Here is a 9,929-nt window from a genome sequence, read left to right as displayed (position 1 = left end):
ACTCCGAACAAGAAGACCGCAAAACACACCGGGCCGAGCGGGAGAAGCTACGCGATGAACGCACTAAGCTCCTGCAAGCGCACTACGCTGGCGCGGTCCCACTGGATCTACTCAAGACCGAGCAAGACAGGATCGGGCACCGGATTGCGTTCCTCGATGCCCGGATCGAGGCCGGGGAAATCGAGTACGACCAAGCCCGCGCCCACCTCGATGACTGCCTGGCACTGGCAGGGGACTGCCACGCGATCTACATGAGCCTGGACGACTCGATGCGCCGAATCGCTAACCAAGCGTTCTTCGAACGGCTGACCGTCACCGACGACGACACCATAGACGGCCAACCAGGCACACCCTTCGACCTGCTGTTCAACCCCCAGATACACAACACCGCAGCCACCCACCAAACGGGGACCGCGGAATCGGGGATTCGAACCGGAAACGTCGCCGGTTTGAACAACGACACTCTGGTGGGCCCTGCGGGGCTCGAACCCGCGACCAGCGGATTAAAAGTCCGATGCTCTACCAACTGAGCTAAAGGCCCTGGTCTTAAGGAATGTGGCCAAAAAGGCCAGGCTCCATCGTAGCGCACCGGCTCAGCCGCAGACTATTCGTCCTCATCATTAGCGACCTGAGTGCTCAGCAGCAGCGCCAGGGCAGCGGAGGAGGCGAGGACTGGAGCCAGCAGGTGTGAAGTATCTGCCGCTGTCGTCGTCGTTTCCGTCATGTTCCGTCCTTGTGCTTTGCTGCTCAGGCTGATGTGTCGGCAAACACTCTAGAAACGCTCAGCTGGATACTTCCTGCAGAGTTCCTGGAGGAGTACGACGACGGCGGCCAGCCTGGCACCTCAGCGTCGCCCCCGGCATAATGGGCTGCCCGAAAGGAGGCCTGAACTTATGAGTGCCAGATCTGCAGGATCCCCTCGCTACCGCCGTCCGGCCTACAGTGATCCAGCGACCTTCGACCGCCGTGAAGGCGGGGCCGACCCGGCCGATATTTCTCAGGCCGCCCATGACACCGCCCACGCGCTGGTGACCCGCGGCCGCAATGCTGCAGACCCGGAGGCAACCGCGCGGTTCGTCCGGCTGGCTGAGACTGAGGGCCTGGAGGCCATCGCTGAGCTGTGGTCCCATTCGCCGCCCCGCTCGCTGGCCGGTTCGCTCTGGCGGATCTACGCGTTGCGCTCAGCGGTGCAGAAGAACCCGCAGCGCATGAGCGATTACTACCGGCTGGGTCGCTCCCATTCGGCTCCGGCGGCGATCGCTGGTGTACCCGAGCCCCCTACTGCGGAGGAAATGACCCGCCTGGCAGACCAAGTGCTGGCCGGGATGTACTCCGGTGAGGTGGATGTGGCCTTTGACCGGGCAAGCGCCTTCTGCCGCGTCATCGCCCGCGGTCAGGCGCTGTGGGCGGACCGGCACGCAGATATCAGCCCCCAGGACGCGCTTCGGCTGACTGCCCGGGCCTCGCAACTGGTCACCACCGCAGAGGAACTGGAGTCCAGTGCGCGGGCCTACCGGGCCGGCACTCTGGACTGATGACTATGCCGCGCATCACAGGGTGCACTGCCAGCAGCGACTAGACTCGCCACCTGTGAGCCATTTCTCATCCTCCACTCAGGCGCCCTCAGTTGAGCCCAGTGCCACCACTCCTCGCCGGGTCCGGCGTTGGCTGCTGGCGGCAGTAGCGGTCATCATCGTGCTGATGTATCTGGTGCCCTACACCCTGCTCAGCGATATCAACGCCTGGTACGGCAGCTTCCTTTTCTGGACCCTGACCACCCTGGCAGTGCTGATCATCAACGCCGTGTTGGCCTTCGGCTGGGAGGACTGAGATGGACGCCTCTTGGATCTGGCTCGGCGTGGCCATTTACGTGGTCATCGCACTGGCAGCCGCGGTGCTTTCCCGCCGCGGTACCTCCCGCACGATGTCCGACTACTTCTTGGGCAGCCGGCGGATGGGCGGTTTCGTCTCCGCCATGAGCTACTCAGCCACCACCTATTCGGCCTTCATGATGATCGGCCTGGCCGGGCTGACCTACGCCGGGGGAGTGGGCGCCCTGGGCTTTGAGCTGCTGTATCTATGCGGTGTCACGCTGATGCTCATCTTTGGTCCGCGTTTCTGGCGGGTGGGCCAGGCCTATGGCTACGTCACCCCCACTGAGATGATCGGGCATCGCTACCGCAGCAAAGCCGCAGGCGCGACGACGGCGCTTGCCTCCTGCCTCTTCCTAATTCCCTATGCCGCCGTTCAGCTGGCCGGTGTCGGCTACTTGCTCTCGGGCATGTCCGGCGGTGCCATCACTTTCACCCAGGGCACCACTGTGGCCACAGTGCTGGCCATCATCTTCGCCATGATCGCCGGGCTTCGTTCTGTAGCCTGGACTGACTCCCTGCAGGCGGTCGTGATGATCGTCAGCGCCTCCCTTGTGGTGATCTTGGTGATCAGGCAGCTCGGCGGGCTCGGGACCTTCTTTGACCGGCTTGCCGCCGATCCCGGCGCGCTCAGCGTCCCGGGCACCGGGTACTTCACTTTCAGCACGTTCCTGGCCTTGACCCTGCCGTGGATCTTCTTCATGATCTCCAACCCGCAGGTCAGCCAGCGGCTCTATACCCCCGGTTCCCTGCGGGATCTGCGCCGGATGATGCTGGGCTTTATGGCCTTCGGGTTCATCTACACCATGATCACCGTGGTCTGGGGGCTCACCGCCCGGCTCGAGTTCCAGGACCTAGCCTCCGGCGACCAGGCCACCCCCACGCTGCTGGCCTCAGGGCTGGTTCCGCTTCCGTTGGGCATCATTGTCATGGTGGGCATCATGGCTGCAGCTATCTCCACCATCGACTCGATCATGCTCACGCTGTCCTCCATGGTCAGCCGCGATGTCTACGCCCCGGCCGCCCGTCGCCTCGGCAGTGACGAACACACCTCAGCCGCAGACACCCCAGCGGGACACTCCGCCGAGGGACGCCAACTGCTGGTGGGCAAACTTGTCATCCCGGTCATCGCCGTCCTGGCCTACGGTTTCGCGCATCTGCAGCTAGACCTGATCGCAGTGCTCTCAGTCTCTGCCTCGGCAGGCCTGCTGGTGATGGTCCCGCCCATCATCGGTGCGTTCTTCTGGAAGCGCGGCACAGCAGCAGGTGTGATCACCTCCGTGCTGGTCGCCGGCGCCATCGTGCTCTACCTCGAAGCCACCAGCACCCGGTTCCTGGGCCAGGGCAGCGGCGTCTGGGGAATCCTGGCGGCCACCAGCGTCTTCATCCTGGTCAGCCTGGCCACTCGAGCACCGGCCGAACACGCTGAAGACTTCATCAAGGCCTCACGACGACGCCGCAAGGCCGGGTCCACAGAGCCGACTCCCGCCGCCCCGGCCATCGCCACGGGGTCCCAACGGTGACCACCCCGTCACTTCCGCAGAGCACCCGGCTGAGCTTCTCCGGGAAAACCGCCGAACTGACCCGGGACACCTTGACCGATTCCGGGGTGGTCTTAAGCATCGGCGGTGCCGAACAGTCCCATGTGGAGGTCGCTGATCCCAGCTTCCTGCTCCATGACTACATCCGCCGCATGCGCGCAGTGCTGAGCAACACTCTGACCACCGCCCCCGCCACCGCCCTGCACTTGGGAGCCGGGGCGATGACCCTGCCGCGCTGGCTGCAGCAGCGCTGGCCGGAGATCGCTCAGACGGTGCTGGACATCGAGCCGGAACTGGTGGACTTCGTCCTTGAGCACCTACCCCTGGAGCCCAGGCCGGAGAACATTGTGGCCGATGCTGCAGCGGCCACCGCCCCTGATGGAGTACTTAGTGGACGCCGCTTCGACGTCGTCGTTATTGACCTGTTCAATTCCGCTCAGGCGCCGGAGCCCATCACCTCTGCGGAGTTCTTTGCGCAGGTGATGCAGCTGCTGACCCCTGCTGGAAAGATGCTGATGAACTTCGGCGATGAAGCAGATATGAGCTTTGCCCGCCGGCTGGTGGGCAGACTCCTGCAGGCGATTGAGTCACGCGGATTCTCCTCTGAGCAGGCGCTGCTGAGCGCACCCGACGCCGTGCTGGGTGCCGCTGAAGAAGGCAATCTGGTCTTCGCCGTGGCCGCCGAGCACGCGTTCACTGAGGCTGAGCTCTCGCGCATCTGGGCAGCCGGGCCGCATCCAGGTGAGGTGCTCACCGGCCCGGAACTCCAGCAGTGGTGCCAGTAGCTTTTCCCGCACGAGGCAGGCATGATGTGGTCTCCACTACACTCAGCAATGCTGAACGGCAAAGAAGCCGTAAAACACCGGCGCAACATTGATGCAGGAAACTGGCGTAATATTCCGTCATCAACTCACTCACTCGCACACCTGAGGAGCACCCCATGAAGAGGTCTTTCAAGACCAGTGGCGCGCTTGCTGCCACCGCAGCCGCCGCGCTGATCCTTTCCGCCTGCGGAGAGGCCCCAGATGAGGCCCCCGAGACAGACGAGTCAGCACTGGCGGCTGAAGAAGTCGATTTCAAGGCCTGCGTTGTCTCCGACGACGGCGGCTGGAACGACCAGTCCTTCAACCAGTCCGCCTACGCGGGTTTGATGAACGCCGACGAAGAGTTCGGGATCGACCACGCCGAAGTGGAATCACACTCTGAGGATCAGTTCGGTCCGAACGTTGACTCCATGGTCCAGCAGGGCTGTGACCTGGTCTTCGGCGTCGGATTCCTGCTGGCAGATGCCATCAGCGAGGCCGCTGCAGCTAACCCGGAGACCACTTTCGCGCTCATCGACGAGTGGGTCCCGGAGGAGCTTGAAAACGCTAAGCCACTGGTGTTCAACACCTCCGAGGCCGCCTACCTGGCCGGCTACGTGGCTGCAGCCGTGTCCGAGACTGACGTGGTGGGTACCTGGGGCGGCCTGCAGATTCCGTCCGTCACCGTCTTCATGGACGGCTTCGCCGACGGCGTCGACCGCTACAACAGCGACAACGACGGCGACGTCGAGCTGGTCGGTTGGGACAAGGACGCTCAGTCCGGTTCCTTCTCCGGTGGCTTCCAAGATCAGAACGCAGGCCGCACTCTGACTGAGCAGCTCCTGGCTCAGGACGCTGACGTCATCATGCCCGTCGCCGGTGCATCTGGTGTGGGCGCAGGCCCGGCCATTGAAGAGGCTGAGGCCAAGATGATCTGGGTTGACTCTGACGGCTACGAGTCCACCGAGTATGGCAACATCATCCTGACCTCGGTGCTGAAGCAGATCACCCAGGCCACCTTCGACACTATCGAAGAGGGCGTGAACGGTAACTTCACCGCAGAGCCCTATGTTGGCACCCTGGAGAACGACGGTGTCGGCCTGGCTCCCTTCCATGACTTCGAGGACGAAGTGCCGGACGAGGTCAAGGAAAAGGTGGAGGAGCTTCGCGAGGAGATCATCAGCGGCGAGACCGTGGTGGAATCCGTCAACGCTCCCTGATTCGCATTTCCTTTCATCATCGAGGAGCACTAGCCGCATGAAGCTGCAGCTCAAGGGTGTCACCAAACGCTTCGGCACCTTTACCGCCAATGATCAGATCGATCTGACGGTGGAGCCCGGAGAGATCCATGCTCTTCTTGGAGAGAATGGGGCGGGCAAGTCCACCCTCATGAACACCATCTACGGGCTGTACTCCCCGGATGAGGGTCAGATTCTCCTCGATGACCAACCGGTGACCTTCAATGGTCCCGGTGACGCGGTGGCGGCCGGGATCGGCATGGTGCACCAGCACTTCATGCTGATCCCGGTCTTCACCGTGACAGAGTCGGTGGTGCTCGGCTATGAGCCCACCAAAGCGGCGGGCATTCTGAACTTTGAGCAGGCTCGCCAGAAGGTTCTTGAAATCTCTTCGCGCTTTGGGTTCGACGTCGACCCCGATGCGCGCGTCGAGGACCTCCCAGTGGGTGCACAGCAGCGTGTGGAGATCATCAAAGCCCTCTCGCGTGAGGCTAAGGTCCTGATTCTGGATGAGCCTACTGCCGTGCTTACTCCTCAAGAGACCGATGAGCTGATCGCGATTATGCGTCAGCTTAAAGAAGCGGGCACTAGCATCGTCTTCATCACCCACAAGCTTCGTGAGGTCCGTGCCATTGCGGACCGCATCACGGTCATCCGTCGCGGAAAAGTGGTGGGAGAAGCTACTCCACAATCCACTGAGACAAAGCTGGCGAGCCTGATGGTGGGCCGTCAAGTCAGCCTGACCACCGATAAAGAGCCGGGTCAGACCGGCGAGGTCAGCCTCACTGTGGATGATCTCACGGTGCTGGACAGTGCCGGGAAGATCGTACTGGACCACGTCAGCCTTGATATCCGCAGGGGCGAGATCCTTGCTGTCGCGGGTGTGGACGGCAATGGCCAGACTGAACTCTCCGAAGCCATCCTGGGGATTCGGCATGCAGCCTCTGGAACGATCACACTGGATGGGCAGGACCTGAAGAAGCTCACGGTGAAGGAGCGGCTGGCTGCAGGTCTCGGCTTCGTGCCGGAGGACCGTTCCACCGACGGTGTCATCGCGGGCTTCTCCATCACCGAAAACTTTGTGCTGGATATGTATGACAGGGCTCCCTATGCCAAGGGAGTGGTCATGCAGCACCAGGCCATGCGTGAAGCGGCGGAGAAGCAGACGGCACGGTTCGACGTGCGCATGGGCACAGTGGATGATCCGATCTCCACACTCTCCGGCGGCAATCAGCAGAAGGTCGTCCTCGCCCGAGAGATGAGCCGGGATCTTCGGCTGTTCGTCGCCAGTCAGCCGACCCGAGGGCTCGACGTCGGCTCCATCGAGTTCGTCCACCGCACCATCATCGAAGAGCGCGACAAGGGCACACCGTGTCTTGTCATCTCCACGGAGTTGGACGAGGTGCTGAACCTTGCTGACCGCATCGCGGTGATGTACCGGGGACGGATCGTGGGGATCGTCCCAGCCGACACCTCACGAGATGTCCTTGGCCTGATGATGGCCGGCGTCCCGGCGGAGGAAGCGCAGGAGCAGGCAGCAGCACATCAGACTGCCCTGGGCGAAGCCGACGAGCTCGCTGAGGAGAAGGAACAGGCATGAGTGAGCAGAACGAGAAGACACAGCCGAAGGAGAGCGCCGCCGATTCCTCGGCTGAGGGCAGCCCTCCCGGCGCTGCGCTGAAAGAGGCGGAGGGGCGTTTGCACCATGCCCTGCGCGAGCTGAGCCAGACATCATGGGTCATCTCTTTGCTGGCAGTGGTGGTGGCACTGGCCGTGGGTGGCCTTCTCATTATCGCTGCACACCCGCAGGTTCAGTCCACGGCCAGCTATTTCTTCGCGCGGCCCGCCGATTTCTTCACCACCAGCTTCCAAGTGGTCAGGGACGCGTACTCCTCGCTCTTCCGGGGCGCCGTCTATGACTGGCAGGCACCCACGCTGCAGCGCTCCATCCGTCCCATCACCGAGACCCTGGTCTATGCGGTGCCGCTGATCCTGGCCGGTCTGGGCATCGCCATCGGCTTCCGTTCTGGCATGCTGAACATCGGTGGGCAGGGCCAGATCATCCTCGGGGTGACCTTCGCCGGATTCATCGGCTATGCCATGGATTTGCCCGTGGGTGCGCACCTGCTGCTGGCTCTGATGGGCGGCATTTTGGGTGGCGCCATCTGGGGCGGCATCGCCGGTGTGCTCAAGGCCCGAACAGGGGCCAATGAGGTGATCGTGACGATCATGCTCAACAACATCGCACTTTACCTGTTGGCATGGCTGCTTCGTCAGCAGTGGTTCGTGCAGACGGGATCCAACCAGCCTCAGTCTTCTCCAGTGGAGGAGTCGGCCCGGCTATTCACTCTGTTCGGTGCCGGATTCCGACTCCATGCGGGCATTATCCTGGCCATTGCGGCGACCTTCTTCGTCTGGTGGCTCATGGAGCGTTCAACGCTCGGCTTCGAGCTGCGTGCCATCGGTGAGAATCCCGACGCCGCCCGCACCGCGGGTGTCAACGTCGCCAAAGCCACAGCGCTGGTGCTCATTATCGGTGGAGCCCTCTGCGGACTTGGCGGCGCCGCTCATCTGTTGGGCACCGAGTACCGCATCACCGCCGGCATTGCCGGAACCATCGGCTTCGATGCCATCACCGTAGCTCTGCTGGGTCGTTCAAAGCCTTTGGGAACGTTCCTGGCAGGCGTGCTCTTCGGTGGGCTGAAGGCCGGCGGCGTGCTGATGCAGGCGCAGACCGGAACACCGATCGACATTGTGCTGGTCCTGCAGTCAGTGATTGTGCTGCTTATCGCCGCACCCCCGCTAGTGCGGGCCATCTTCTTCCTGCCCCGTCCCGACGGCAGGTCCCGTTCCCGTCGACGCCGCGAGAAGCAGGCTGAGGAGGTTGCTGCGTGATGAGCACTGAGACTGTCGCAGTACACGCCGAGCCACTCGAAGAGGCATCATCGACACTGAAGCCTGTGAACCTGAAGTTCCCCATCACCTATGCGGTGATGGCGATGGTGGCCCTGGGAGTCTTCGCGCTGTTCAGCCCCGCAGGTGCTGTCACCCGCTTCCGCCTCGGGGCTCCCACCGACTTCATCGAGATTCCTCTGGCTGAGGTTCCCGCAGCACCCACCAACTGGGTGCTCGGCGCTGCATTGGCGGCCCTGGCGGTGCTCGCCTTTGTGCGCGCCTACCAGCGTAAGCGCTTGGGCCGTTGGCATCCCGTCCTCTTCGGGGTGCTGTTCGTGGCGGCCTTCCTGGTGTGGGCCGGGGCCGATCGCGGTGCGGTCATCCCCTTGGTCACTATGCTGACCGGTGCACTCGCCCTGTCTGTGCCGCTGATCTTCGGTGCCATGTGCGGTCTGGTCGGAGAGCGCACCGGCGTCATCAACATCGCCATCGAAGGGCAGCTGCTGGCCGGTGCGTTCCTCGCAGCAGTCGCCGCCTCGGTCTTCGTCAACGCGTATGTGGGCCTGGTGGCCGCACCCATCGCGGGTGCCCTTGTGGGCGCGCTGCTGGTCGTCTTCGCTGTGAAGTACCAGGTCAACCAGATCATCGTGGGTGTGGTGCTCAACGTGCTGGTCATTGGTCTGACCAGTTTCCTGTTCTCCACGGTGCTCACCCAGAACTCCCAGCTGTGGAACGCTCGTCAGCAGCTTCCACGCCTGCCGGTCCCGGTGCTCTCAGAGATCCCGATCATCGGCCCGGTCCTGTTCAACCAGACCATCCTGGTCTACCTGATGTATGTGATCGTGGCGCTACTGTACGTCTTCCTCTTCAGGTCTCGCTGGGGTCTGCGTGTCCGTGCGGTGGGAGAACATCCCAAAGCAGCTGACACTGTGGGCATCAACGTCAACCGCACCCGGACCATCAACGTCATCTTCGCCGGCGCCATCGCAGGTTTGGGAGGTGCGTTCTTCACCGTCGGTCAGGGCCTCGCCTTCGGGCAGGAGATGTCCGCAGGGCAAGGATTCATCGCCCTGGCTGCCATGATCCTGGGGCGCTGGAACCCGCTGGGCGCAATGTTCGCGGCTCTGCTGTTCGGATTCTCCACCAGCCTGGGCAACACCTTGTCCACGATCGGCACCCCAGTGCCCTCGGAGGTGCTGCTGATGCTGCCCTACATCATCACCATCTTCGCGGTGGCTGGTTTTGTGGGCCGAGTACGGCCTCCGGCAGCCAACGGTGAACCCTACGTTAAATAGCCTCCTGCGCTGCAGGGAGCACGCTGCTGGTGGGGAGTCGTCCCATCCGTTGTTGCGCAGATGTCCCGTTTTAGGGGCGTAGGAGCCACATCGGATGGGACTTTCGGCCTTAACGCCCGGGGAATCCCAGCCATTGTGGCGGACCAGTGACAGCGGAGTTGCGGCGGGCGGTCTGGCGCCCGATGGCGACATCACTCTTTGCTCGGGGCGTGGTGCCTCACTGTCAAGTCCCCGGGAAATGATCCCTCGTGCCTCACGTAAAAGTCCCCGCGTAATCGATGACCCC

Annotated in this window: 9 protein-coding genes and 1 tRNA gene; 8 read left to right on the top strand and 2 right to left on the bottom strand. The window is 62.9% G+C overall.

What is annotated here, in order from left to right:
* Positions 1 to 107: 107 nt before the first annotated feature.
* Together TX78_RS12885 and TX78_RS12185 are read right to left on the bottom strand one after the other, a co-directional pair.
* Entirely contained in the window at positions 108 to 341 is a 234-nt protein-coding gene (locus TX78_RS12885) for a hypothetical protein (protein ID WP_147640502.1), read from the bottom strand.
* A gap of 124 nt (positions 342 to 465) precedes the next feature.
* Positions 466 to 541: transfer RNA gene (locus TX78_RS12185), tRNA-Lys, on the bottom strand.
* Positions 542 to 893: 352 nt separating this feature from the next.
* On the opposite strand from TX78_RS12185, the gene TX78_RS12180 reads away from it, so the two are divergent.
* The 8 genes from TX78_RS12180 to TX78_RS12145 all read left to right on the top strand — a co-directional run bounded on the left by TX78_RS12180 (position 894) and on the right by TX78_RS12145 (position 9,643).
* A complete protein-coding gene (locus TX78_RS12180) occupies positions 894 to 1,535 on the top strand; it encodes a hypothetical protein (RefSeq protein ID WP_044496603.1) in 642 nt (213 codons plus the stop codon).
* Positions 1,536 to 1,590: 55 nt separating this feature from the next.
* The gene (locus tag TX78_RS12175) at positions 1,591 to 1,830 is read left to right on the top strand and encodes a hypothetical protein (protein ID WP_147640501.1); all 240 of its coding nucleotides are present in this window, start codon (positions 1,591 to 1,593) and stop codon (positions 1,828 to 1,830) included.
* 1 nt (position 1,831) lies between these two features.
* The gene (locus TX78_RS12170) at positions 1,832 to 3,394 is read left to right on the top strand and encodes a sodium:solute symporter family protein (RefSeq protein ID WP_044496601.1); all 1,563 of its coding nucleotides are present in this window, start codon (positions 1,832 to 1,834) and stop codon (positions 3,392 to 3,394) included.
* Positions 3,391 to 4,197, top strand: a complete 807-nt coding sequence (locus TX78_RS12165) for a spermidine synthase (RefSeq protein WP_044496599.1) — start codon at positions 3,391 to 3,393, stop codon at positions 4,195 to 4,197. The genes TX78_RS12170 and TX78_RS12165 overlap by 4 nt, the downstream gene beginning before the upstream one ends.
* Before the next feature lie 155 nt (positions 4,198 to 4,352).
* Entirely contained in the window at positions 4,353 to 5,435 is a 1,083-nt protein-coding gene (locus TX78_RS12160; protein ID WP_044496598.1) for a BMP family lipoprotein, read from the top strand.
* Positions 5,436 to 5,472: 37 nt separating this feature from the next.
* A complete protein-coding gene (locus tag TX78_RS12155; protein WP_044496596.1) occupies positions 5,473 to 7,053 on the top strand; it encodes an ABC transporter ATP-binding protein in 1,581 nt (526 codons plus the stop codon).
* Positions 7,050 to 8,348, top strand: coding sequence for an ABC transporter permease (locus TX78_RS12150; RefSeq protein ID WP_044496595.1), 1,299 nt, complete (start codon positions 7,050 to 7,052; stop codon positions 8,346 to 8,348). Before TX78_RS12155 ends, TX78_RS12150 begins: the two co-directional genes overlap by 4 nt.
* The gene (locus TX78_RS12145; RefSeq protein ID WP_044496593.1) at positions 8,348 to 9,643 is read left to right on the top strand and encodes an ABC transporter permease; all 1,296 of its coding nucleotides are present in this window, start codon (positions 8,348 to 8,350) and stop codon (positions 9,641 to 9,643) included. The genes TX78_RS12150 and TX78_RS12145 overlap by 1 nt, the downstream gene beginning before the upstream one ends.
* Positions 9,644 to 9,929 lie beyond the last annotated feature (286 nt).

It is taken from the genome of Nesterenkonia massiliensis (genome assembly GCF_000455245.1).
GTDB classification, from domain to species: domain Bacteria; phylum Actinomycetota; class Actinomycetes; order Actinomycetales; family Micrococcaceae; genus Nesterenkonia; species Nesterenkonia rhizosphaerae.
Note: the sequence above shows the minus strand (reverse complement) of the source record. Positions and strands in the feature narration are given on the sequence as shown.

Coding starts and splice junctions, on each gene's coding strand:
- TX78_RS12180 (WP_044496603.1), top strand. CDS start 894: ATGAGTGCCAGATCTGCAGGATCCCCTCGCTACCGCCGTCCGGCCTAC.
- TX78_RS12170 (WP_044496601.1), top strand. CDS start 1,832: ATGGACGCCTCTTGGATCTGGCTCGGCGTGGCCATTTACGTGGTCATC.
- TX78_RS12160 (WP_044496598.1), top strand. CDS start 4,353: ATGAAGAGGTCTTTCAAGACCAGTGGCGCGCTTGCTGCCACCGCAGCC.
- TX78_RS12155 (WP_044496596.1), top strand. CDS start 5,473: ATGAAGCTGCAGCTCAAGGGTGTCACCAAACGCTTCGGCACCTTTACC.
- TX78_RS12150 (WP_044496595.1), top strand. CDS start 7,050: ATGAGTGAGCAGAACGAGAAGACACAGCCGAAGGAGAGCGCCGCCGAT.
- TX78_RS12145 (WP_044496593.1), top strand. CDS start 8,348: ATGAGCACTGAGACTGTCGCAGTACACGCCGAGCCACTCGAAGAGGCA.